At 60.9% G+C, this 24,301-nt stretch carries 23 protein-coding genes and 1 pseudogene; 16 read left to right on the top strand and 8 right to left on the bottom strand.

Going from position 1 to position 24,301, the window contains the following annotated elements:
- Positions 1 to 10: 10 nt before the first annotated feature.
- The 7 genes from B9Z31_RS06185 to B9Z31_RS06155 all read right to left on the bottom strand — a co-directional run bounded on the left by B9Z31_RS06185 (position 11) and on the right by B9Z31_RS06155 (position 8,007).
- Positions 11 to 1,414, bottom strand: coding sequence for a mannitol dehydrogenase family protein (locus tag B9Z31_RS06185; protein WP_100118671.1), 1,404 nt, complete (start codon positions 1,412 to 1,414; stop codon positions 11 to 13).
- 49 nt (positions 1,415 to 1,463) lie between these two features.
- Positions 1,464 to 2,516, bottom strand: coding sequence for a malate/lactate/ureidoglycolate dehydrogenase (locus tag B9Z31_RS06180; protein ID WP_100118670.1), 1,053 nt, complete (start codon positions 2,514 to 2,516; stop codon positions 1,464 to 1,466).
- Positions 2,517 to 2,526: 10 nt separating this feature from the next.
- Entirely contained in the window at positions 2,527 to 4,056 is a 1,530-nt protein-coding gene (locus B9Z31_RS06175; RefSeq protein ID WP_100118669.1) for a UxaA family hydrolase, read from the bottom strand.
- A 45-nt stretch (positions 4,057 to 4,101) separates the two neighbouring features.
- Entirely contained in the window at positions 4,102 to 5,496 is a 1,395-nt protein-coding gene (locus B9Z31_RS06170; protein WP_100118668.1) for a TRAP transporter large permease, read from the bottom strand.
- 21 nt (positions 5,497 to 5,517) lie between these two features.
- The gene (locus tag B9Z31_RS06165; RefSeq protein ID WP_100118667.1) at positions 5,518 to 6,093 is read right to left on the bottom strand and encodes a TRAP transporter small permease; all 576 of its coding nucleotides are present in this window, start codon (positions 6,091 to 6,093) and stop codon (positions 5,518 to 5,520) included.
- 123 nt (positions 6,094 to 6,216) lie between these two features.
- Entirely contained in the window at positions 6,217 to 7,212 is a 996-nt protein-coding gene (locus tag B9Z31_RS06160) for a sialic acid TRAP transporter substrate-binding protein SiaP (RefSeq protein WP_100118666.1), read from the bottom strand.
- Positions 7,213 to 7,278: 66 nt separating this feature from the next.
- On the bottom strand, positions 7,279 to 8,007 hold the full coding sequence (locus B9Z31_RS06155) for a FadR/GntR family transcriptional regulator (protein WP_100118665.1): 729 nt from the start codon (positions 8,005 to 8,007) through the stop codon (positions 7,279 to 7,281).
- Between the two features lie 128 nt (positions 8,008 to 8,135).
- Between B9Z31_RS06155 and B9Z31_RS06150 the strand changes: the two genes are divergently transcribed.
- The 9 genes from B9Z31_RS06150 to B9Z31_RS06110 all read left to right on the top strand — a co-directional run bounded on the left by B9Z31_RS06150 (position 8,136) and on the right by B9Z31_RS06110 (position 16,141).
- Entirely contained in the window at positions 8,136 to 9,251 is a 1,116-nt protein-coding gene (locus B9Z31_RS06150) for a mandelate racemase/muconate lactonizing enzyme family protein (protein ID WP_100118664.1), read from the top strand.
- Positions 9,248 to 9,997: an SDR family oxidoreductase gene (locus B9Z31_RS06145; protein ID WP_100118663.1), complete on the top strand. Its 750-nt coding sequence runs from the start codon at positions 9,248 to 9,250 to the stop codon at positions 9,995 to 9,997. The genes B9Z31_RS06150 and B9Z31_RS06145 overlap by 4 nt, the downstream gene beginning before the upstream one ends.
- Before the next feature lie 16 nt (positions 9,998 to 10,013).
- Positions 10,014 to 10,772 (top strand): SDR family NAD(P)-dependent oxidoreductase, encoded by a 759-nt coding sequence (locus B9Z31_RS06140; RefSeq protein ID WP_100118662.1) that lies wholly within the window; start codon positions 10,014 to 10,016, stop codon positions 10,770 to 10,772.
- A gap of 25 nt (positions 10,773 to 10,797) precedes the next feature.
- Complete coding sequence (locus tag B9Z31_RS06135) at positions 10,798 to 11,661, top strand: fumarylacetoacetate hydrolase family protein (RefSeq protein WP_100118661.1); 864 nt, start codon at positions 10,798 to 10,800, stop codon at positions 11,659 to 11,661.
- Positions 11,662 to 11,809: 148 nt separating this feature from the next.
- The gene (locus tag B9Z31_RS06130; protein ID WP_100118660.1) at positions 11,810 to 12,469 is read left to right on the top strand and encodes a TetR/AcrR family transcriptional regulator; all 660 of its coding nucleotides are present in this window, start codon (positions 11,810 to 11,812) and stop codon (positions 12,467 to 12,469) included.
- 47 nt (positions 12,470 to 12,516) lie between these two features.
- Positions 12,517 to 14,328, top strand: a complete 1,812-nt coding sequence (locus tag B9Z31_RS06125) for an acyl-CoA dehydrogenase C-terminal domain-containing protein (protein ID WP_100118659.1) — start codon at positions 12,517 to 12,519, stop codon at positions 14,326 to 14,328.
- 29 nt (positions 14,329 to 14,357) lie between these two features.
- Positions 14,358 to 14,801 (top strand): DUF2147 domain-containing protein, encoded by a 444-nt coding sequence (locus B9Z31_RS06120; protein WP_100118658.1) that lies wholly within the window; start codon positions 14,358 to 14,360, stop codon positions 14,799 to 14,801.
- A 48-nt stretch (positions 14,802 to 14,849) separates the two neighbouring features.
- A complete protein-coding gene (locus B9Z31_RS06115; RefSeq protein ID WP_100118657.1) occupies positions 14,850 to 15,614 on the top strand; it encodes an enoyl-CoA hydratase in 765 nt (254 codons plus the stop codon).
- Positions 15,615 to 15,658: 44 nt separating this feature from the next.
- Positions 15,659 to 16,141, top strand: a complete 483-nt coding sequence (locus B9Z31_RS06110) for a thioesterase family protein (RefSeq protein ID WP_100118656.1) — start codon at positions 15,659 to 15,661, stop codon at positions 16,139 to 16,141.
- 9 nt (positions 16,142 to 16,150) lie between these two features.
- Here the strand turns inward: B9Z31_RS06110 and B9Z31_RS06105 are convergent, their stop codons facing one another.
- Positions 16,151 to 16,561: an acyl-CoA thioesterase gene (locus B9Z31_RS06105; protein ID WP_100118655.1), complete on the bottom strand. Its 411-nt coding sequence runs from the start codon at positions 16,559 to 16,561 to the stop codon at positions 16,151 to 16,153.
- A gap of 41 nt (positions 16,562 to 16,602) precedes the next feature.
- Here B9Z31_RS06105 and B9Z31_RS06100 point away from each other — a divergent pair, with 41 nt between their 5' ends.
- The 7 genes and pseudogenes from B9Z31_RS06100 (at position 16,603) to pyrC (ending at position 24,270) form a co-directional block, all read left to right on the top strand.
- On the top strand, positions 16,603 to 18,435 hold the full coding sequence (locus tag B9Z31_RS06100) for an ABC transporter ATP-binding protein/permease (RefSeq protein WP_100118654.1): 1,833 nt from the start codon (positions 16,603 to 16,605) through the stop codon (positions 18,433 to 18,435).
- 26 nt (positions 18,436 to 18,461) lie between these two features.
- Positions 18,462 to 18,725: pseudogene (locus B9Z31_RS06095) on the top strand (LysR family transcriptional regulator); the annotation flags it as partial.
- Positions 18,726 to 19,013: 288 nt separating this feature from the next.
- A complete protein-coding gene (locus B9Z31_RS06090) occupies positions 19,014 to 20,042 on the top strand; it encodes an amino acid ABC transporter substrate-binding protein (RefSeq protein WP_100118653.1) in 1,029 nt (342 codons plus the stop codon).
- An 83-nt stretch (positions 20,043 to 20,125) separates the two neighbouring features.
- The gene (locus tag B9Z31_RS06085) at positions 20,126 to 21,325 is read left to right on the top strand and encodes an amino acid ABC transporter permease (RefSeq protein ID WP_233200782.1); all 1,200 of its coding nucleotides are present in this window, start codon (positions 20,126 to 20,128) and stop codon (positions 21,323 to 21,325) included.
- Position 21,326: 1 nt separating this feature from the next.
- Positions 21,327 to 22,430 carry an amino acid ABC transporter permease gene (locus B9Z31_RS06080; protein ID WP_199174441.1) on the top strand — a complete coding sequence of 368 codons (1,104 nt, stop codon included), beginning with the start codon at positions 21,327 to 21,329 and terminating at the stop codon, positions 22,428 to 22,430.
- 13 nt (positions 22,431 to 22,443) lie between these two features.
- Positions 22,444 to 23,199 (top strand): amino acid ABC transporter ATP-binding protein, encoded by a 756-nt coding sequence (locus tag B9Z31_RS06075; RefSeq protein WP_100118652.1) that lies wholly within the window; start codon positions 22,444 to 22,446, stop codon positions 23,197 to 23,199.
- A gap of 33 nt (positions 23,200 to 23,232) precedes the next feature.
- Positions 23,233 to 24,270 (top strand): dihydroorotase, encoded by a 1,038-nt coding sequence (gene pyrC / locus B9Z31_RS06070; protein ID WP_100118651.1) that lies wholly within the window; start codon positions 23,233 to 23,235, stop codon positions 24,268 to 24,270.
- Positions 24,271 to 24,301 lie beyond the last annotated feature (31 nt).

The raw sequence follows: 24,301 nt of genomic DNA, 5'->3' as shown, positions 1-24,301 counted from the left end.
GCCTCCGTTTTCAGGCTTCTTGGGCCAGCCCTTGCTGGACGACGGCGTCTACACCGTGCAGCAGGACTTGTTGGTGCCAGTGCGTGACGCGGGCGATCCAGGTGGCGTGTTGCGGCAAGGCGCGGCCCCACAGGTCTTCGCGCGCCAGCAGGGCGCGCACGCAGGCCTCGGGCTCGGTGCGCTGCGCCGCGCCCAGCGCCATCAGGCGCTCGGCTTGTGGGTCATTCAGAGGGTAGGCCTGGCCTTGCTCATCCACGCCCAGGGTGTAGCGCACGAAAACGGCGGCGGCCAGCGCGTGGAGTTCAAACGAGGCGCCTTGGGCGATTTGCCCCAGCACCGATGGGGGCCAGCGTTGTGGGATTTTTTGCGAGTTGTCGGTGGCGATTTGGTGCACGCTGTGCTTCAGATACGGGTTGCCAAACCGTTGGATCAAAGCGTCGCGGTAATCGGCCCAGTCGCTGCGGCTCAGGTGCGGCGCGACTTCTTGGCCCATCAGGCGGTGCACAAACGCACGAATGTGCGGCACGCCAATGCAGCTGGCGATGAAAGGCCTGCCGGTGATGGCCCCCATGAGTGCCATGGCCGTGTGGCTGCCATTGAGCAGGCGCAGCTTGGCTTCTTCGTAGCTGTGCACATCGCGGGTGACACGCACACCCGCACTTTGCAGCAGGGCGGCGTCTTGCGGGTCGGCCAATCGGTCTTCGATCACCCACTCCCAAAAGCCCTCGGTGCTCAGGGCGCAATGGTCTGGCATGCCCAAGGCTTCTTGTGCGGCGGCCAACACCTCGGGTGTGGCCGCGGGCACGATGCGGTCCACCATGCTGCATGGGAAAGCGCAGTGCGTGTCCAGCCAAAGCAGCACAGCGCCGTCTTGCGCGCTTGCTGCGGCTTTGACCAAGGCCAACAACTTGTGTCCATTGCCTTGCAGGTTGTCGCACGAGGCGACGGTGATGCCGGGCAAGTTCGCTTGCTGGCGCAGGCGCAAGCCGTCCAGCAGCAGCTGGCCCAGCGCCGGGGTATAGCCTTTTTCGGTCACGGTGAGGGTGACCCAGCGGGTGGCGGGTGCCGCGATGGCTTGCACCACGGCATCGCGCTCGGTGGCGGCCACGTTCATGCGCCAAAGTGCGCCCGGCACTTGCCACTGCACACCTTGCCCATCGGCCACGCGCACGGCGTACAGGCCGTCTTGGGCGCGCAGCTGGTTCACCAAATCGGGCCGTGTCATGCCCACGCCGTGGATGCCCCAGCGCATGTCGCCGCCGGCCAGCAGCTGGTCAAACACCATGGCCTGGTGGGCACGGTGAAAGGCGCCCAGCCCGAGGTGCACCACGCCAGGGGCGTGGTGTGTGCGCTCGTAGACCGGGGTGTGGACGTCGGCGGGCAGGGTGGGGAGTGTGGCAGCAGACAGGGTCATGGTGTGCGGTGTAAAAGCCTTGATCGCAGGGCCCGTGGCCCGGATGCGCTCAATGTGCTTGGAGTTTTTGTTCAGACGCTTCGATCTCGGCCCAGGTGGCCTCGTCGATCCAGATGCCCGATTGCGCGCGTTCGGCGCGGGCGGCGCGCTCTGGCTCGCCCGCCAGTTTGACGCCCTCACTGCCCGGCGCATCGGGGCTTTGGCGCAGCCAGTCGGCAAACGCCAGGGCCTCTTGTTCAAACAGGGTTTGCGTGCCCAGGCGCACCGGGTCGATCAGCATCGTCAGCATGCCGTTGAGCACCGCACGTTGTTGGTCGGCTTCGCGGTGCCAGGTGCCGCTGCCGGTGAGCGCGCCACCCAGCAGCTCGCAGGCCATGGCCATGCCAAAGCCCTTGTGGTCGCCAAAGGTCATGAGTGCGCCAAACAGGCCGTTGGACTGCGGCACCACCACCACGCCGGGGTCGTTGGTGGGGTGGCCGTGTTCGTCGATCAAATAGCCCGGCGGCACCTGCTCGCCCTTGTTGTGGGCCACCCGCATCTTGCCCTGCGCCACGCGGCTGGTGGCAAAGTCCAGCACAAACGGGGGGCGATCGCCCATGGGCACGCCGATGCAGCAAGGGTTGGTGCCAAAGCGCCCATCGCCACCGCCAAAGGGCGCGACCACGGGGCGCGAGAGCACGTTGACAAAATGCACCGACACCAGGCCCTGGGCCACGGCCATTTCGGCAAAGTGGCCGATGCGGCCCAGGTGGTGCGAGCGGCTGAGCGCCACCGTGCACACGCCGTGTTGCTTGGCGCGCTCGATGCCCATCTGCATGGCTTGCACGCCGGTGATTTGGCCGTAGCCGCGCTGGCCGTCCAGGTTGAGCAAAGGCCCCGTGTCCAGCAGCACCTTCACCCCTGTGTTGGGCGACAGCCCGCCTTCGAGCACCGCGTCCACATAGCGCGGCACCATGCCCACGCCGTGCGAGTCGTGCCCGCTCAGGTTGGCCATGACCAGGTTGTCGGCCACCTGCGCGGCTTCAGCCGGGGCGCTGCCCGCTTGTTCAATGATGCGTGCGACTTTGGCGCGCAGGTCGTGGGCAGAAATGGTGTGGCTCATGACACTGTCCTCACATGACCGCGCCGACTTGCCACGGCACAAACTCGTTTTGGCCGTAGCCGTGTCGCTCGCTCTTGGTAGGCTCGCCCGAGGCAGCGGCGAGGATCATCTCGAAAATCCGCTGTCCCATCTCGGCGATGCTCACCCCGCCGTCCACGATCTCGCCGCAGTTCAGGTCCATGTCTTCTTCTTGCTTTTTCCACAGCGCGGTGTTGGTCGAGAACTTGAGGCTGGGCGAGGGCGCGCAGCCATAGGCGCTGCCGCGCCCGGTGGTGAAGCAAATCAGGTTGGCCCCGCCCGCCACCTGGCCTGTGGCGCTCACCGGGTCGTAGCCGGGCGTGTCCATGTAGACAAAGCCTTTGGCGGTGACGGGTTCTGCGTACTCGTACACCGCCTGCAGGTTGCTGGTGCCGCCCTTGGCCACCGCGCCGAGCGACTTTTCCAGGATGGTGGTCAGACCCCCCGCCTTGTTGCCGGGCGAGGGGTTGTTGTTCATCTCGCCGCCGTTGATGGCGGTGTAGTTTTCCCACCAGCGGATGCGCTCAATGAGTTTGTGCGCCACTTCGGGCTTGACCGCGCGGCGCGTGAGCAAGTGCTCGGCGCCATAAATTTCGGGGGTTTCGCTCAGGATGGCGGTGCCACCGTGCTGCACCAGCAAGTCCACGGCCACGCCCAGTGCCGGGTTGGCGCTGATGCCCGAGTAGCCATCAGACCCGCCGCACTGCAGGCCCACCGTGATGTGCTCGGCGCTGCAAGGTTCGCGCGTGATGGCATTGGCGCGGGGCAGCATCTCTTCAATCAAGGCAATGCCTTTTTCCACCGTGAGGCGCGTGCCGCCGGTGTCCTGGATGTTGAAAACCTTGAGCGTGTCGCCCTCGCGCAGGCTGCTGTGCGCCAGCCAGGTGTTCAGTTGGTTGGCCTCGCAGCCCAGGCCCACCACCACCACGCCCCAAAAGTTGGCGTGGGTGGCGTAACCGGCCAGCGTGCGCTCAAGCAGCTGGATGCCCAGCCCTTCGGTGTCCATGCCGCAGCCGGTGCCATGCGTCAAAGCCACCACACCGTCCACGTTGGGGAACTTGGCCAGCGCTTGCGGGTTGTTGCGTTTGGAGAAATGGTCGGCAATGGCGCGAGCGGCGGTGGCCGAGCAGTTCACGCTCGACAACACCCCGATGTAGTTGCGCGTGGCCACACGGCCATCCGAGCGTTTGTAGCCCATGAAAGTCGCTTGCTTGCGCACCGGCTCAGGTTTCACGTCTTGGCCTATGGCGTAGTCGCGTTCGAAGTTGCCTTTTTCCGCGCCCATGTTCAGGTTGTGCGTGTGCACATGCTCGCCTGGCGCAATGGCTTGGTGCGCAAACCCAATGATCTGGTTGTAGCGCCGCACGGGCTCGCCCACGGCGATGGCGCTGGTGGCGATTTTGTGGCCCGGAGGAATCAGGCCGCGCACGGGAATGCCTTCGACGGCGCTTCCGCTCATGAGTTGGCTGCGGGCAATCACCACGTCGTCAGACGGGTGCAGGCGAATGAAGAGATTGGACATGTTGAGGGTCACTTAAAAACGGGGCCAAACAGCAGCCCCGTGGATTCAATAAAACTGCTTGGGCAGCCACAGCACCAAGCTGGGGAAGTAGGTGATGACGGCCAAGCTGCCGAGCAAGGGGAACAGCCAGGGCAAGATGGCCATGGTGGTCCGCTCCACACTGAGTTTGGCCACGCGAGCCAGCACAAACAGCACCATGCCCATGGGGGGGTGCAGCAAACCGATCATCAGGTTGAGCACCATGACCAGACCGAAGTGCACCAGGTCAATGCCCAGCTGTTGGCAAATCGGCACCAAAATCGGCACCAGGATGGTGATCGCCGCGGTGGGCTCCAGGAAGCAGCCGACAAACAGCATCAGCGCGTTCGCCAGCAGCAAAAACACCCAAGGTTCTTGCGTGAAGCCCAGCACCCAGCTGGAGATGGCCGTGGTGACGCCCGTAGCGGTGAGCATCCAGCCAAAAATGCTGGCGGCCGCCACGATGAACAGCACGGTGGCGGTGGTCTCCACCGTGTCCAGGCAGATCTTCACGAACATCTTGAAGTTGAGCGTTCGGTACCAAAAAAAGCCCAGTGCAATGGCCCAGACGCAAGCGGCAATCGCGCCTTCGGTGGGGGTGAACACCCCGGTGGTCATGCCGCCAATCAGGATGACGGGCGTCATGATGGGCAAGACGGCCTGGAAGTTGAAAAATTTGTCCGCAGCGAACAAAACGATCAGGGCCAAAAACACCGTCATTTGGGCGGGCGTGCCCATGCTGTTCACCAACCACCAAATGGCCAATGGCCAGCCCACCACCACCGCGGTTTCGGCCAGAGCCTTGATGACCTTGGGCCACTCGAATTTCACATCGGCACCCCAGCCGTTTTTGTGTGCGAAATAGGCCACCGTCAGCATCATGAGCAGCGCCATCAAGATGCCGGGCAAGATGCCCGCAAGGAACAAGGCCCCCACCGACACGTTGGCCATCATGCCGTAGATCACAAAGGGCAGGCTGGGCGGAATGATGGGGCCGAGCGTGGCCGAAGCCGCCGTGACGCCCACCGCAAACTCGGTGCTGTAGCCATGGTCTTTCATGGCCTTGATTTCGATGGTGCCCAGGCCCGCCGCGTCGGCAATGGCCGTGCCGCTCATGCCCGCAAACACAACCGAGCCCACCACGTTGACGTGACCGAGGCCGCCCTTGAGCCAGCCCACCAAGGCCAGCGCATAGTTGTAAATGCGGTTGGTGATGCCCGCGTTGTTCATCAGGTTGCCCGCCAAAATGAAGAAGGGCACGGCCAACAAGGGAAAACTGTCGATGCCCGAGACCATGCGGTGGATCACCACAAAAGGCGGGGAGCTTTCGGCAAACAAGAGGTAAATCAGCGACGCGCCCGCCATGGCAATGGCCACCGGGATGCCGCCGCTCATGAGAATGAGAAAAAGGATCTTCAACATGGAGAACTTTCTAAAGGCGTTTCAGCGGTCGGACATTTCGGATTCGGGGCGTTGCAGCACGGTGTAGCCGCGCTGCCAATGCACCTTGGCCACCCACATGGCGCGCAGGCACATGGCGGCAAACCCGGCCATCACCACGCCATAGACGAGGTTCATGGGCAAGTCGATGATGGTCATTTTGTAGCTGCCCAGTTTCTCCATCATCTGGCCCGTGAGGACCGTGGCGGCGGCAAAAAAGGCGACGCGCATGGCGTCGACCACCACGCCCATGGCGCGACCCATCCAGTCGGGCATGAAGCGAAAGAAGAAGTCCACTTGGATGTGGTTGTTTTTGGCCACGCCAATCGTGGCGCCCGTGAAAACCGTGGCGATGAGCAGGTAGCGGGCAATCTCCTCGGTCCAAGAGGCCGAGTTGTTCATCACGTAACGGGTGAAGAATTGGTAAAAAACCGTGAGGCCCAAAGCCCAAAAGAAAGCCAGTGCCACCCAGGCTTCAATGGGGGTGCCTGACAGGTCGACTTCGTCGTCGGTGGCGTGAAACTGGCCATCGTCGCCCATGACTTTGGGCATGGCATCGAGGTCGGGGAGGTTGCTCATGGGGTGTCCTTGGGATCGAAAACATGGCCGGCTGGGCAGACCGAACGCGGTGCGTTCGGTCTGCCGCAGCGGGCCAACACATCAGCGCTGCGCCAGCGGCACAGCAGCGGATGGTGGGGCGCCTTACTTGGCCGCTTGGATCTTGTCGAAGTCAGACTGCGTGAAGCCCATGGAGGTCAGGGGTTTGTTTTTCAGCACAGCGTCTTGGAACGACTTGCGGTCCACCTGCACGATTTGCAGGCCTTTTTTCTTGAACTCGTCCACCAACTCGGCTTCGCGGGCCTTGATCTTGGCGGTGGCGCGCACCGCGGCTTCTTGCGTCACGTCCGTGAACATTTTCTTTTCAGCATCGCTGAGCTTGTTCCAGAGGTGCGGTGCAATTTGCGTGGTCAAACCGTCCACGATGTGGCCGGTCATCATGATGGCTTTTTGCACTTCAAAAAACTTCTTGGCCTCGATCGTGGTCAAGGGGTTCTCTTGGGCTTCCACGGTGCCGTTTTGCAGGGCCAAATACACCTCGGCAAAAGCAATCGGGGTGGGGTTGGCGCCGCAGGCCTCAGGTGTGGCGCGGTAAGCGGGCACATCGGGCACGCGGATCTTGATACCCTTCATGCCAGCGCAGTTGGTGAAGGCTTTTTGAGCCGTGGTGTGGCGTGCGCCGTAGTAGGTGTAGGCCGTGACCTGGATGCCCGTTTTGGCCCGGAACTCGGACACCATTTCCTGGAACACGGGGCTCTTGGAGTAGGCAATCAGGTGGTCGCCATCGCGGAAGATGAAGGGGTAGTAGGCAATGCCAAAGCGGGGATAAGTGCGGGCCGCAAATGAGGGTCCGCTGATGATCATGTCCACCGTGCCCAGGGTCAGGCCTTGGTTGATGTCTGTTTCCTTGCCCAAGGTGGACGCGGGGAAGACCTGGATGTCGTATTTGCCGTTGCTGCGTTTTTTGATTTCTTCGGCCGCCCACACCGATTCGGTGTGGTAGGGCTCAGAGGTCTCGTAGACGTGGGCCCACTTGATTTTTTGCTGGGCTTGCACCGCGGTGCTGCCCAGTACGGTCAGGGCCCCCACGGCAAAGGCGCCGACGGTGGCCAGGGTTTTCAGGGTCAATCGTTTGCTCATCTCAGTCTCCTCTTGGTTTGTAAAAAATGCTGACGCGGAAAAAAATTGCATGCCCCTCGCTGGGCGCTAGCGGGCAGGCGCGCGGCGCCAGCTCGCGCTGTATCTTTTGTGGGCTTGTTTCAGGTGTTTTTGCATGGCTTTGCGGGCGGCCGTGGCGTCGTGCGCCTCTATTGCCTGCAAGACTTGCTGGTGTTCTTGGATGGCCGCTTGCCAGGACGCCGGGTGCTCAAAATAGTCACCAAGCCGCTCAAACAGGGGGCCATTACGGGCTTGCCAGTAGCGCTGCACGGTGTCGAGCAAAACGCTGTTGCCACAGGCCTTGGCAATGGCTGCGTGAAAGGCTTCGTCACCATCGCGCGGCACCTCGTCCCGCGCCGCTTCGAGCTTCATGTGCTGCAAGCCTGTTTTGATGGCCTTGAGGTCTGCCTTTTGCGCGTGCGTGGCGGCCAATGCGGCCACTTCGGCCTCGATCAGCAGGCGGGCACTCATCACTTCCAATGGGCCCCAATCGGCGGGCGTGTCTGCATCGAGCGGCGGCGCGACCGGTGATTTGCGGGGCGCATCCAGACGCTGCACATAAATGCCTGAGCCGGTGCGCACCTCGATCATGCCCTCCACTTCGAGTGCAATCAGCGCTTCGCGCACCGAGGGGCGGCTCACGCCCAATTGCAAGGCCAAGTCGCGTTCGGCCGGCAAGCGTGAACCCAGCGCGAATTCGCCCGACACCATCAACTGCCGAAGTTGTTCGGCAATCTGTCGGTACAGGCGTTGCGGGGCCACGGTGTGCAAGGGCATGGGTGGGGTCAGGGATAACGTGAATTGGACAATTGGTCAGACCAGTTGCACAATCATCACACGTACAGTTTTCAGCGGTCAAGCCTTTTTAGCCCCGCATAAACCCTCAGTCCACCGACGCCCATTGCATGTCTACAGTCACCATTGACCGCGTGAGCCTCAGGCAAGTGAACTTGCCGCCCAAAGTCTTGCGCACCGACGCCATCCAGTCTTTTGTGACGCAAGAAACGGTGCTGCTCACCCTGCATTGCAGCGACGGCATCGAGGCCACAGGCTATGCCTACACCATCGGGACGGGGGGCTCGTCGGTGGTGGCGCTGCTCAAAGACCACCTGGTGCCCCGGCTCATCGGCCGCAACCCGGTCTTGGTCGAAGCGATCTGGAAAGATTTGTTCTTTCATACCCACGCGACGGCCGTTGGGGCGATGACCAGCTTGGCGCTGGCCTGTGTGGACACCGCTTTGTGGGACTGGCGTGCGCAAAGTCAGGGCCTGCCGCTGTGGCAGTTGCTGGGTGGGGCACAAGCGCGGGTGCCGCTCTACACCACCGAGGGCGGGTGGTTGCACCTGTCGCCCGAGGCGCTGGTGGCGCAAACCTTGGAGGCGCAGGCCCAGGGCTTCAAGGGTGCCAAGATCAAGATCGGCCGACCCCATGTGAGCGAAGACGTGGCACGCCTGAGTGCGGTGCGTGACGCGGTCGGGCCGGGTTTTGACTTGATGACCGATGCCAATCAAGGTTTCAACCGTGCCGAAGCCGTGCGGCGTGCGCGGGCTTTCGATGGACTGGGTCTGGCGTGGATGGAAGAGCCCTTGCCTGCCGAAGATGTTTCCGGCCACCGCCAGCTGCGCGAGCACACCACCATTCCCGTGGCCGTGGGCGAGTCCATGTACCACCCCATGCAGTTCCGCGAATATTTGGAGCAGGGCGCATGCTCTGTTGTGCAGCCGGATGTGTCGCGCATCGGCGGCATCACGCCTTGGCTCAAAACCGCACACCTGGCCGAAACCTTTGACGTGGCCGTGTGCCCGCACTTTCTGATGGAGTTGCATGTGAGCTTGTGCGCCGCGGTGCCCAATGCCACTTGGGTGGAGTACATTCCGCAGCTCGACGACATCACCACCTCGCGCATGCAGGTTCAAGACGGCTTTGCCATCCCGCCCACCGTCCCCGGCCTGGGCATTGCCTGGGACTGGGCGGCCATTTCAAGCAGACAACTCACCCATCTGGAGATCAAGACACCATGAGACTCAAAGGAAAAATCGCGCTCGTGACCGCCGCTGGCCAAGGCATTGGACAAGCAGCGGCATTGGCCATGGCCGCAGAGGGTGCCACGGTGTATGCCACCGATGTGAATGCCGATCTGCTCCAGTCCTACCAAGGCGTGGCCCATGTGCACACCGCCGTGCTCAATGTGCTCGACAAGGCCGCCATTGCCGCGCAAGTGGCCAGCATGCCGCGCATCGACATCGTCTTCAATTGCGCGGGTTTTGTGCACAACGGCAACATCGAGCTGGCCACCGACGATGACTGGGATTTCGCTTTCAACTTGAACGTGCGTTCGCAGTTCTGGATGATCCAAGCGGTCGTTCCCAAAATGGTTGCGCAGTTCGCGCAGGACGGGCGCGGCGGCAGCATCATCAACATGGCCAGTGTGTGTTCCAGCGTGCGCGGCCTGCCCAACCGTTTCATCTACGGCACCAGCAAGGCGGCGGTGATTGGCCTGACCAAAAGTGTGGCGGCTGATTACGTGCGCCAGGGTGTGCGCTGCAATGCGATTTGCCCCGGCACGGTGGACACGCCGTCGCTGCAGGACCGCATCAACAGCTATGCCGATCCGGTGCAGGCGCGTCAAGACTTCATCAACCGCCAGCCCATGGGTCGATTGGCGCAGGCGCATGAAATTGCGCCCATCGTCACCTTCCTTGCATCCGACGAATCCATCTTCGCCACAGGCAATGCCTACATGGTCGATGGTGGCATGACCATTTGATGACGGAGCGCCGCACATGAATTTGCTTGACATGAAAGGCCGCCACGCGGTCATCACCGGCGGGGCCACGGGCCTGGGTTTTGCCATTGCACAGCGCATGCTGGCCTCGGGCGCACGGGTCACGCTCTGGGACCGCGATGTGGCGGGCATGGCCAAAGCCGCCGAACAGCTGCGCCAGGGGCTGCTGGGCGCGGTGGTCAACACGGTGCAGGTGGATGTGGTTGACCATGCTTCGGTGCTCAGTGCCACGGCACAAACTGTGGCGCTGGCGGATGTGGATGTGCTGGTCAACAGCGCCGGCATCACCGGGCCCAACGTGAAAGTCTGGGATTACCCCGTCGACGCTTGGAAGCAGGTGTTCGATGTGAACGTGCATGGCCTGTTCCATTGCTGCCGCGAACTGAGCACCCACATGAAAGCCCGCAACTACGGCCGCATCGTCAACATCGCCTCGGTGGCAGGCAAGGACGGCAACCCCAACGCCAGTGCTTACAGTGCGAGCAAGGCGGCGGTGATTGGCCTGACCAAATCGCTGGGCAAAGAGCTGGCCGATACGGGCGTGCGTGTGAACTGTGTCACCCCGGCGGCTGTGAAAACGGCGATTTTTGATCAAATGACGCCCGAGCACATCCAGTTCATGCTCTCCAAGATTCCGATGGCCCGCTTTGGTGAGCCCGAAGAAGTCGCCGCCATGGTGACTTGGCTCAGCACCGAAGAATGTTCCTTCTCCACGGGCGCGGTCTTTGACCTGTCCGGTGGCCGCTCCACTTATTGATTTTTTTGAAAACTGAAAGGCAACCATGAAACTCGTTCGTTACGGCCAAGTCGGCAAAGAAAAACCAGGTCTGATCGACGCCGAAGGCCGCTTGCGCGACTTGAGCAGCGTGGTCAAAGACATCTCCCCTGATCTGCTGAACGACAAGGCCCTGGCCAAATTGGCCAAGGTCAAAACCGACAAGCTGCCTCTGGTGCGCGGCAAAAAGCGTTTTGGCACGCCCATCTCGTACACCAGCAAGTTCATTGCCATTGGCCTGAACTACGCCGACCATGCGGCCGAGTCCAACATGCCCATTCCGGCCGAGCCGATCGTGTTCACCAAGGCCATCTCCTGCATTCAGGGTGCGAACGACGACGTCATGTTGCCCAAGGGCTCCAAAAAGTCCGACTGGGAAGTGGAGCTGGGCATTGTCATCGGCACACGCACCCGCTACGTGTCGCAAAAAGATGCGCTCAACCATGTGGCCGGTTACTGCGTGGTCAACGACGTGAGCGAGCGCGAGTACCAACTCGAGCGCGGCGCCACTTGGGACAAAGGCAAAGGCTGCGACACTTTCGGCCCCGTCGGTCCTTGGTTGGTCACGCGTGACGAAGTGCCCAATCCCCAAGCCCTGGGCATGTGGCTGGACGTGAACGGCGTGCGTTTCCAGACCGGCAACACCAAGACCATGATTTTTGGTGTGGCCAAGTTGGTCAGTTACGTCAGCCAGTTCATGACATTGGAGGCCGGCGACATCATCACGACGGGCACGCCTCCCGGTGTGGGCATGGGCGTGAAAAAAGACGGCAAGCCTGCGCCTGTGTTCTTGAAGCGCGGCGATGTGATGCGCCTGGGCATCGACGGTTTGGGTGAGCAAACCCAGAAAGTTGTCGCTTTCAAGGCTTGACCTCGCGTCTTTGAGCAGGGCCACGTCGGGGCGCCATGCCAGCCCCGACGTCTGGCGCCCCCCGATTTACCCTGACGTGCGCAGGGTTTGTGGAATGGGGTCTGGTTTTGGTGCAAAATAGAACGATCGTTCTTTTTTTTGAAGCCTTATGTCCGATCGTTCCCCATCTCCAGCCGTTGAGAGCCCACCGGCGCCTGAGCCCGGCAAGCGTGTGCTGATCAAAGGCCAACAAACCAAAGCGGTGATCATCGATGCGGCCTTGGGCTTGGCCTCGCAGATTGGTTTGGAAGGTTTGTCCATTGGTGCGGTGGCCGAGGTCACCGGCATGAGCAAGTCCGGTGTTTTTGCCCACTTTGGCTCGCGAGAAGAATTGCAAATCTCCGTGATTCGCGAATACCACGACCGTTTTGAGGCCGAGGTGTTTTACGCGGCCATGCAAAAGCCCCGTGGCCTACAACGTTTGCAAGCCTTGTTTGACAATTGGATGGTCCAGACTTCGGCCGAGATCGATTCGGGTTGCATCTACATCAGTGGCGCCGTGGAATTCGATGACCGCACAGGTCCGGTGCGTGACGCGCTGGCGCGGTCGGTGGCCACTTGGCAAACCGCTTTGCGCAGAGCCGTCGAGTTGACCCAGGCGGAAGGTCAGCTCATCCGCGAAGCCGACGCGCACCAAATCGCCTTTGAAATCCATGGCCTGATTTTGGCGCTGCATTACGAAGCCCGTTTTTTGCGCAACCCCAATGCGACCGAACGTGCGCGCCGCGGCTTTTCACACATTTTGGACCGCTATGCGGCCCAAGTTTGAGCGCGCCATCTTTCCAACACCTGACCCCCTCTTAACCAGGAGCTTCCATGCCCGTCTACAGCCCACCCCTCCGTGACATGCAGTTTGTGTTGCACGAATTGCTCCATGTGAGCACCGAACTCAAGGCTTTGCCCAAGCACGCTGACACCGATGCCGACACCATCAATGCGGTGCTCGAAGAGGGCGGCAAATTCGCGGCCGAAGTGGTGTTCCCGATCAACATCTCGGGCGATGCACAGGGTTGCCAGCTCAACCGCGACACACACGCTGTCAAAGCCCCCGATGGTTTCAAAGAAGCTTATGCGCAGTATGTGGCCGGTGGCTGGCCCTCGCTCAGCTGCGACCCTGAGTACGGTGGTCAGGGTTTGCCGTTTGTGGTGAACCAGTGCTTTTACGAAATGCTCAATTCGGCCAACCAGGCCTGGACCATGTACCCCGGCCTCAGTCACGGCGCCTACGAGTGCCTGCATGCCCACGGCACGCCGGAACAAAAAGCCTTGTTTCTGCCCAAATTGACCAGTGGTGAGTGGACCGGCACCATGTGCCTGACCGAGCCGCATTGCGGCACGGATCTCGGCATGCTGCGCACCAAGGCCGAGCCTCAAGCCGATGGCAGCTACCGCATCACGGGGCAAAAGATTTTCATCAGCGCAGGCGAACACGACTTGGCAGCCAACATCGTGCACCTGGTGCTGGCACGCCTGCCCGATGCGCCCCCCGGCAGCAAAGGCATCAGCCTCTTTCTGGTGCCCAAGTTCAAGGTGGCGGCGGACGGCAGCATGGGCGAGCGCAACGGCATTTACTGCGGGGGCCTGGAGCACAAGATGGGCATCCACGGCAACGCGACATGCCAGATGGTGTTGGATGGGGCCGTGGGCACCCTGGTGGGCCAGCCCAACAAAGGTTTGGCCGCCATGTTCGTGATGATGAACGCCGCCCGCTTGGGCGTGGGCAACCAGTCGCTGGGCTTGACCGAAGTGGCGTACCAAAATGCGCTCGCTTATGCCAAAGACCGCGTGCAAATGCGCTCGCTCACAGGCGTCAAAGCCCCCGGCAAACCGGCCGACCCGATCATCGTGCACCCCGATGTGCGCCGCATGCTCATGACCGCCAAGGCCTATGCCGAAGGTGGCCGCGCCTTGGCCTGCTACTGCGCCTTGCTGCTGGACAAAGAGCTCAACCACCCCGATGAGGCCGTGCGTGCCGAGGCCGCTGAAGTGGTGGCCTTGCTCACGCCCATTGTGAAAGCCTTCACCACCGACAACGCCTGGGAAGCTACCTCGGCTTGCCAGCAGGTGTTTGGCGGTCACGGCTACATCAAGGAGTGGGGCATGGAGCAGTTTGTGCGCGATGCCCGCATCAACATGATCTACGAAGGCACCAACACCATCCAATCACTCGATCTGCTGGGCCGCAAGGTCTTGGGCAACCAAGGCGCGACGCTGAAGAAATTCGGCAAATTGGTGGAGCAACTGGTCAAGGCTGAAATGGCCAACGAAGCCATGGGCGAATTCATCAAACCGCTGGCCGATTTGGGCCAAAAGCTCACGCAGCTCACCGGCGAAGTCGGCATGAAGGCCATGAGCAATGCCGACGAGGTGGGGGCGGCCGCCGTGGATTACCTGCGTGTGGTGGGGCACTTGGTGCTGGGCTACTTCTGGGCCCGCTCGGCGCAGATCGCCTTGCAGAAACTGGCCGAAGCCGAAGAGGAGGCACAGCGCCCCGACCCGTTCTACCAGGCCAAGCTGCAGACCGCGCGTTTTTACTTCACCCGCCTGATGCCAGAAACATCCACCTTGATGCGCCGAATTCGTGCCGGCAGCGATGTGCTGATGGACACCGACGCGGCGCTGGCCTGAGTTTTCAAGTTCAATCAAGGAACAACACGATGATCAAAGCCGTGACGACACTGAGCCTGGGCCTGCTGAGCCTGGCCGCCCATGCCCAAATGAGCCCGCTGGGCCTGTGGCGCAGCATCGATGACGAGACCAAGCAGCCCAAAGCCGAAATCCGCATCAGCCAGACGGCCGCGGGGACCTTGTCCGGCGTGGTGGAGCGCTCCTTGCTGAGCTCGCCCAGCACCGAACCCCACTGCTCTTTGTGCACCGACGACCGAAAAGACAAGCCCAAAATTGGCATGGAAATCATTCGGGGCGGTCAACAAGGCGACGGCAAAGCGGTGTGGGAGGGTGGGAAAATCCTGGATCCCGAGAACGGAAAAATTTACAGTTTGCGCTTGACACCGATTGACGGTGGCAAAAAGCTCGAAGTCCGAGGCTTCATCGGGGCCCCTATTTTGGGCCGCACACAAACCTGGATTCGGGTTCAGTAAAGCCGTCTTGCCTGGCGCCCCACAACAGACCACACCACAAGGACCTCCATGTCTGACATCTTGACCCATACCGACGCAGGGGTGATGACCATCACCTTCAACCGCCTGGACAAAAAGAACTCGATCACCTCTTCCATGTACGCCGCGATGGCCGATGCTGTGGCCCAGGCGGCAGCCGATCCGGCCGTTCGTGTGGTGGTGTTTCAGGGGCATGAAAGCATCTTCAGTGCGGGCAACGACATCGGTGACTTCTTGAACCAGCCGCCCAGCACCCAAGAATCACCCGTTTTCCGTTTTCTGCGGGGCATTGCGACCTTCGAAAAACCGCTGCTGGCTGCCGTGGCGGGGCCCGCAGTGGGCATTGGCACCACCATGCTGTTCCATTGCGACTTGGTCTATGCCGGTGACAACGCGGCGTTTTCCATGCCCTTTGTGAACTTGGGCCTGTGCCCTGAAGCGGCCTCGAGTTTTCTGGCGCCGCGCATGTTTGGTTACCACCGTGCGGCCGAAGCCCTGCTCATGGGCGAACCTTTTTTTGCCGAAGCTGCGCAAGAAGTCGGCTTGGTCAACCGGGTGGTGCCGCCGACCGAAGTCAATGGATATGCCCAAGCGCAAGCGCGGAAATTGGCGTCCAAGCCTTTGAGCTCACTCATCGCCACCAAGCGGCTCATGAAGGGCGGCGACCAGCAAGCCGTGCTGCAAAAGATGGACGAAGAAGGCCAGAGCTTTGGCCGCATGCTGCGCGAACCCGCGGCCAAAGAAGCCTTTGGCGCGTTCATGGAAAAACGCAAACCCGATTTTTCCAAACTCTGAGGCGGGTGGGCTGTGGCGGTCGGTTCTTCCCTAGAATCGACAGCATGCCCCATTCCATGCAGACCCCTGTTGTTCTGGAACCCGAGTACATCGAGGGTTTTCGCCAGATTTACGAAGAAAAAATTGTTTTCAACAAAACCCTGGGCTTGAAGCTCGTGAAGGTGACGCCCGAGGGCGTGGAGGCCCGCATCGACATGCGGCCTGAGTTGGTGGGGCACTTTGCCTACAACCGCATCCATGGCGGCGTCATCAGTGCGGTGCTCGACGCCATCGGCAGCGCGGCTGTGATGGCGGCGCTGGCCGCCAAGCACATGGACGAGCCCCCCGCCAAGCGCCTGGAGCGCTTTGCCAAGCTGGGCACCATCGATTTGCGGGTGGACTACCTGCGCCCCGGCATTGGTGCGCACTTCACCATCACGGCCAACGCCCTGCGCGTTGGCTCGCGTGTGGGCTCATCCCGCATGGAGTTTTGTGGACCGGATGGCACCTTGATGTCGACCGGCGCCGCCGCCTACATCGTGTCCTGAGCGCACGCCTTATTCCGCAGGCACAGGCCTGGGCTTGCCCTGGTCGTCCACCGCCACATAGGTCAGGTTCGCTTCGGTGACCTTGATGTACTGGCCTTGCAGCTGAAAGCGTTCGGCAAACACTTCGACCTTGACGGTGACCGAGGTGCGTCCCACGCGCACGATGCGCGAAAAAAAGGACAGGATGTCGCCCACCTTGACGGCCTGTTTGAAGATGAATTCGTTCACCGCCACCGTCACCATGCGGCCGCGCACACGCCGGGCGGGCAAAACGGCACCCGCCAAGTCGACCTGCGCCATGACCCAGCCGCCAAAAATATCGCCGCTGGCATTGCAGTCGGCGGGCATGGGGATGACCTTGAGCACCAGTTCCTGGTCGGTGGGCAAAGACACGGCTTGGGGGTGTGGGGTGTCGGACATGGGCACAATCGGTGGTTAACAACAAAAACGGATTGTCCCTTATGCGCCACCACGGCGAAACTGCCCCCACTGCCACAGCGCCTGGTCAAGCTGCTGGGCAGGCCCCCCAGCCCGCTGCAGGCGGTGATTGGCAAACCTTGTCGCGCCTTTTGCCCTATTTGTGGCAATACAAATGGCGTGTGGTCATTGCGCTGGCGCTCATGGTCGGTGCCAAGCTGGCCAATGTGAGCGTGCCTTTGCTGCTCAAGGAGCTGGTGGACGCCATGAGCCTCAAGCCCGGAGACCCGCAAGCCGTTCTGGTGGTGCCCGTGGCTTTGTTGGTGGGTTATGGCGCTTTGCGTTTGCTGACATCGGCTTTCACCGAATTGCGCGAGTTGGTGTTCGCCAAAGCCACCCAAGGGGCTTCGCGCAGCATCGCTTTGCAAACTTTCGAGCATTTGCATGCGCTGAGCCTGCGCTTTCACTTGGCGCGGCAGACCGGCGGCATGACGCGTGACATCGAGCGCGGCGTGCGCGGCATCGAGTCTTTGATCTCCTACTCGCTCTACAGCATCATCCCCACGCTGATCGAGGTGGCCTTGGTGCTGACCATTTTGGCCGTCAAGTTCGATGCTTGGTTCGCGGGCATCACACTGCTGGCTTTGGCCTTGTACATTGTCTTCACCGTGCGGGTGACCGAGTGGCGGACGCAGTTTCGCAAGCAGGCCAACGAGTTCGATTCGGCCGCGCACACCCGGGCCATCGACTCGCTGCTGAACTACGAAACCGTCAAATACTTTGGCAACGAGCGCTTCGAAGCCGGCCGTTACGACGAAAGCCTGGAGCGCTTGCGCCTTGCGCGGCTCAAGGCGCAAACCACCTTGTCGGTGCTCAACACGGGGCAGCAGCTCATCATCGCGGCCGCTTTGGTGACCATGCTGTGGCGAGCCACCGAAGGCGTGGTGGCCGGGCGCATGACTTTGGGCGACCTGGTCATGATCAACGCCTTCATGATTCAGCTCTACATCCCGCTCAACTTTTTGGGGGTGCTGTACCGCGAGATCAAGCAAAGTCTGACCGATCTGGACAAGATGTTTGTGCTGATGGACCGCGAGCGCGAAGTGGCCGATGCGCCCGGCGCGCCTGCACTGGCTTTGCAAGGTGCGCCCGATGTGGTGTTTGACCGTGTGTCCTTTGCCTACGAAAGTGACCGCCCGATCCTGCAAGACATCAGCTTCACCATCCCTGCGGGCAAAACGGTCGCGGTGGTGGGGCCTTCTGGCTCGGGCAAGTCGACACTGGCGCGCTTGATGTTTCGTTTTTACGATGTGCAGCAAGGCTTCATCCGCATTGCGGGACAAGACATCCGGCAGGTCACGCAAACCAGCGTGCGTCAGGCCTTGGGCATCGTGCCGCAAGACACGGTCCTCTTCAACGACAGCGTGGCCTACAACATCGCCTATGGCCGCCCCGGTGCCAGCCAAGCCGACATCGAAGGGGCTGCGCGTTCGGCCCGCATCCACGACTTCATCGCCTCCACCCCCAAGGGCTACCAAACTTCGGTGGGCGAGCGCGGGCTGAAGTTGTCAGGCGGTGAAAAGCAGCGCGTGGCCATTGCCCGGACCTTGCTCAAAAACCCACCGATTCTGGTGTTTGACGAAGCCACCTCGGCGCTGGACTCGGCCAACGAGCGCGCCATCCAGGCCGAACTGGCCAGCGTGGCGCACAACAAAACCACCTTGGTCATCGCCCACCGCCTGTCCACGGTGGTCGATGCGCACGAGATCTTGGTGATGGAAGCAGGGCGCATCATCGAGCGTGGCCACCATGCCGAGCTGCTGGCCCGCCAAGGGCGTTACGCCAGCATGTGGGCTTTGCAGCAATCGGCCGATTGACTGGCCCCTGACAGGAGCGCAGGCCCATGGAAACCAAGTGGCTGGAAGACTTTGTGAGTTTGGCTGAAACCCGCAGTTTCAGCCGTTCGGCGCAATTGCGGCACGTCACGCAACCCGCTTTTTCCAGGCGCATCCAGTCGCTCGAGGCCTGGGCGGGGACGGATTTGGTTGACCGCAGTTCCTACCCCACCCAACTCACGCCCGCAGGGCAGATGTTGTATGCGCAGGCTTTGGGCCTTTTGCAGTCGCTGCAAAACACGCGTGCCATGTTGCGTGACAACGCGCCTGCTGAATAAAAAGGTAAAAAGGGCAGAAATCCACAAACAAGCGCTCGATTCATGTCGGGGGCCGCAAACTGGGGGTGTTTTTGGCCCACAATCCCGAGGCGCGAGCAGATTCTGGCGTGTTTTGTGCTTACAAAAAATACGGGTTTGGCGAATGCATCATGATGGTGCGGCCAACGGTGTTGGGCGCTCAGGGCATCACCTAGGGAAGCTCCTAGTCGGTTCGGGCACCAATTTGGCATTTAATCTACGGGTGGCGTTTTGCCGCTCAAAATTGAAAAGAGGATACAAACGATGAAAAAACATGCACATACCGTGATCACTGCCGTTTTGGCCACTGTGGGCTTGATGGCCGCCACTTCGGCCATGGCCGGCAAAACTTTGGACCAAATCAAACAGCGCGGACAAATCGTCTGCGGCGTCAACACCGGTTTGGCTGGTTTTTCTGCTGCCGACTCCAGTGGCAACTGGTCGGGTTTGGATGTGGACCACTGCCGTGCGCTGGCAGCCGCCGTGCTGAGCGACGCTTCCAAAGTGAAGTATGTGCCGCTGACCGCGCAGCAGCGTTTCACCGCCCTGCAGTCGGGTGAAGTGGACGTGTTGGCTCGCAACACCACCAACACCTTGAACCGCGATGGCTCTTTGGGTCTGCACTTCATTGGCGCCAACTACTATGACGGCCAAGGCTTCATGGTGCCCAAAGGCAAGATCACCAGCGCCAAGCAACTCAAAGGCGCCACGGTCTGCGTGCAATCGGGCACCACCACCGAGAAAAACCTCACCGACTTCTCTCGCGCCAACAAGCTCAACCTCAAGCCTGTGGTGTTTGAGAAAGTGGAAGCCGCCACAGGCGCCTACTTCTCTGGCCGTTGCCAGGCTTACACCACCGATGCTTCTGGTCTGGCCTCGGTTCGCGCCAAGGAAGCCAAAGATCCTACAGCCCACGTGGTGCTGCCCGACTTGATCTCCAAAGAGCCCCTTGGCCCCATGGTTCGCCGTGGTGATGACGAGTGGTTCGCCATCAACAAATGGGTCTTGGCTGGATTGGTGGAAGCCGAAGAGTACGGCATCACCCAAGCCAATGTGGACCAGATGAAATCCAGCGACAACCCCCAAGTGGGCCGTTTGTTGGGCGCCACTGAAGATTTGGGCAAGCACCTGGGTCTGGACAAAGAGTGGTTGGCCCGCGCCATCAAGACCACAGGCAACTACGGTGAGATGTTCGAGCGCAACGTCGGCCCCAAGACCGCCATCAACTTGCCACGTGGCTTGAACAACCAGTGGAGCAAAGGCGGCTTGATGTACGCAGCCCCTCTGCGTTGATTTTCAGTCTTTTTTAAAGACTCTGGATACGCCCCTTCTTGGGGCGTATCTTTTGTAACCGTGGTTTTCTTCAGGCCCTGTACATGTCCCATTTTTCCATGATCGAGGCCAGGCCATTGCCTGGCAAGAAAAACCGGTCCATTTCGTGGCGAAGCCGCGAAGGGCGTTCGGTCATCTACCAGATCGTCGCCATTCTTTCCGCCCTGGCCTTGGTGGGCTTGTTGGTGCGCAACACGCTGACCAATATGCGTTTGCGTGGCATCCAAAGTGGCTACGACTTTTTGCTGCAGCCCTTTGGCTTTGACATCAGTGAAACGATGATCGCGTACGCGTCCAACAGCACGTACCTGGTGGCCTTCTTCATTGGCATGCTCAACACGCTCAAAGTGGCGGTGATTGGCATTGTGCTGGCCACCTTGCTGGGGGTGTTGGTCGGTGTGGGGCGTTTTTCGGCCAACTTGCTGGTTCGCAAGGTGTGCTACGCCTACGTGGAATTTTTTCGCAATGTGCCGGTTTACCTGCAGTTGCTGATTTGGTATTTGGTGTTCACCGAAGCCTTGCCCGATTTCGACCAAGCTTGGAAATGGGGCCACTTTTATTTGAGCAAAAACGGTGTTTCTTTCCCATCGCCTGTCTGGGAGTTGGGCCAAACACTGGCCCTCATCGGGCTGGCCATGGGCTTCGTATTTGCTATTTTTTATCGTCGCCGTGCCCAGGTGCATTTCGAGCAAACAGGCCACACCCGTCCGGTGTGGGCGGTGTCGCTGGCGGTCACCTTCGCGCTGATGCTCTTGGGCTGGTTGGCCGGCGGAGCGCCTGCCCAGTGGAATGTGCCCAAAGTGGGCGATTTCCAAATCGAAGATGGGGGCGTGTTCAGCCCCGAGTTCATGGCGCTGCTGTGCGGCTTGGTTTTTTACACCGCTTCTTTCATTGCAGAGGTGGTGCGCTCGGGCATTGCTTCGGTGTCCTTGGGCCAGCATGAAGCTTCTGCCTCTTTGGGCCTGAGCAAAAGCCAATCGATGCGCTTGGTGGTGTTGCCCCAGGCCCTGCGGGTGATCATTCCCCCCTTGACCAGTCAGTACCTGAACCTGACGAAAAACTCGTCCTTGGCGGTGGCCATCGGTTACCCCGAGTTGGTGTCCATCGCCAACACCACACTGAACCAGACGGGCCGTGCGATTGAGGCCCTGTCCATTGTGATGTTGGTGTACTTGACGCTGTCCCTCATCACCTCGGCGCTGATGAACTGGTTCAATGCCAGTGCCGCTATTCAGGAGCGCTGACATGAGCATTGTTTTCAAATCCTTGGAAGCCCGGCCCATGCCCGGCCGCAGTTCAGGTCCTCTGGCTTGGTTGCGCACCCATCTGTTCTCCAGTTGGGGCAACACCGCCTTGACGCTGGTGCTGTCGGCTTTGGGTCTGTTGGCCCTGGTGTCCTCGCTCGATTGGGCCCTGTTCCAAGCGGTCTTCGGTAGCCAGCTGCAAGCCTGCAACGACATGCGCGGTGTGGGCGCTTGCTGGGGGGTCATTTCCGAAAAAGGCCGCTTGATCGTGATGGGGCGTTACCCTGAAACCGAGCACTGGCGTCCGGTGATCGCGACCGCCCTGATGCTGGGCGTGGTGGTGCTGAGCTGCATGCCCCGTTTCTGGAACAAGGCTTTGCCGCTGGTTTGGCTGGTCATGCTCGCTGTGTATTTCGTGCTCATGAAGGGCGGGCTTTTGGGCCTGACCCCGGTCGATACCGACCAGTGGGGCGGCTTGCCGCTGACGGTGATGCTCACCGTGATTTCCATGACCTTGGCCTTCCCGCTGGCCATTTTCGTGGCCTTGGGGCGCCGCTCCAACATGCCGGCCATCAAGACCTTGTGCACCTTGTACGTGGAGTTGGTGCGCGGCGTGCCGCTGATCACCGTGCTCTTCATGGCCTCGTTCATGCTGCCGCTGTTCATGCCTGAGGGCGTGAAAATCGACGTGCTGGTGCGCGTGGTGGTGGGCATCACGCTGTTTTCGGGCGCTTACATGGCCGAAGTCATCCGGGGCGGATTGCAAGCCTTGCCCAAAGGTCAGACGGAAGCGGCGGCCACCTTGGGCCTGAGCTACTGGCAGACCCAGCGCATGATCGTCTTGCCCCAGGCCTTGGCCACCGTGGTGCCGTCCATCATGAACACCTTCATCGGCTTGTTCAAAGACACCTCTTTGGTGACCATCGTCTCGCTCTATGAGTTGACCGGTGCCTTGGGTCTGGCGCTCAATTCGGATGCCGACTGGCGTCCCTTCAAGATCGAAGCCTACCTCTTCATCACCTTCATTTATTTCGCGTTCTGCTTTGCCATGTCGCGCTACAGCCTGTGGATCGAAGAACGCACGGCCGTGAGCAAAGTCCGTTGAACGAAAGACCTGTATGACCTCCAACGCTACCCCTCTCATCGAATTCAAAGGCGTCAACAAGTGGTATGCCAGCAATGGTTACCACGTGCTGCGCGATGTGAACCTGCAATTTGCCAAAGGCGAAAAAGTGGTCATCTGTGGCCCCTCGGGCTCGGGCAAATCCACCCTGATCCGTTGCATCAACGCGCTCGAGGAATACCAAGAAGGCACCCTCACCGTCGATGGCACCGTGTTGGGCGATGACCTCAAGGGCATCGACAAAGTGCGCCGCGAAGTCGGCATGGTGTTCCAGCAGTTCAACCTGTTCCCGCACCTGACGGTGTTGGAAAACCTGATTTTGTCGCCCACCTGGGTGGCCAAAATGCCGCGCAAGGAAGCCGTGGACAAAGCCATGGTGCAGCTCGAGCGCGTGCGCATTGCCGAGCACGCGCACAAGTACCCTTTGCAGTTGTCCGGTGGTCAGCAGCAGCGTGTGGCGATTGCCCGTGCGCTGTGCTTGACCCCCAAAATCATGCTCTTCGATGAGCCCACTTCGGCACTCGACCCCGAGATGATCAAGGAAGTGCTGGACGTGATGATCGAGCTGACCAGTCAGGGCATGACCATGCTGTGCGTGACCCACGAGATGGGTTTTGCCAAGGCGGTGGCCGACCGCGTCATCTTCATGGACCAAGGTCAGGTGGTTGAGCAAGCGCCGCCACAGCAGTTCTTTGATGACCCGCAGACCGACCGGGCACAAGACTTCTTGTCCAAAATTCTGGGGCATTGAGGCCGGGTTTGGCGGTTTGCGACAATACACCCCATGACGCAAGAACTCACCCTGACCCGCCCAGACGACTGGCATTTGCATGTGCGCGACGGCGCCGCCCTGAACGTGGTGGTGCCCCACACCGCGGCCCAGTTTGGCCGCGCGGTCATCATGCCCAACCTCAAACCCCCGGTGACCACCGCCGAGCAGGCGCTGGCCTACAAGGCTCGCATCCAGGCCGCCGTGCCCCAAGGCATGCGTTTTGAGCCTTTGATGACGCTGTACCTCACCGACAACCTGGCTCCGTCAGAAATTGCCCGGGCCAAGGCGGCCGGTGTGGTCGCCTGCAAGCTGTATCCCGCAGGGGCCACCACCAACAGCGATGCGGGTGTGACCGATTTGCGCAAGGTTTATCCCGTGCTCGAAGCCATGCAACGCGAAGGCGTGTTGCTTTTGGTGCATGGCGAAGTCACCTCGTCTGACATCGACCTGTTTGACCGCGAAGCCGTGTTCATTGAGCAGCAACTCATCCCCCTGCGCCGCGATTTTCCAGGCTTGAAAATCGTTATGGAGCACATCACCACGAAAGAGGCCGCGCAATACGTGGCCAGCGGCGATGCAAATTTGGGCGCCACCATCACGGCGCACCATTTGCTGTACAACCGCAACGCCCTTTTCTTGGGCGGCATGCGCCCGCATTACTACTGCCTGCCCGTGCTCAAGCGTGAGACACACCGTTTGGCGCTGGTGCAAGCGGCCACCAGTGGCAACAACCGGTTCTTTTTGGGTACCGACAGTGCGCCGCACCCGGCGCACCTCAAAGAGCACGCGAGCGGTTGCGCCGGTTGCTACACCGCGCATGCGGCCATCGAGCTGTACGCCGAGGCGTTTGACCAAGCCGGCGCCCTCGACCGGCTCGAAGGGTTTGCCAGCTTCTTCGGGGCCGACTTTTACGGTCTGCCGCGCAACCAGGGCACCATCACCCTGCGCCGCGAAAGCTGGACCCCTGCCGAGAGTTTTGCTTTCGGCGAGGCCGAGCTCAAGCCCCTGCGTTCAGGCGAAAGTCTGCCTTGGCGGATGGTGAGCCTCTGAGCCTGAGCGCGAACCCCCACCGGGCCGGACG

Source organism: Limnohabitans sp. G3-2, assembly GCF_002778275.1.
In the GTDB taxonomy this organism is placed as follows: Bacteria; Pseudomonadota; Gammaproteobacteria; order Burkholderiales; family Burkholderiaceae_C; genus Limnohabitans_A.
Note: the sequence above shows the minus strand (reverse complement) of the source record. Positions and strands in the feature narration are given on the sequence as shown.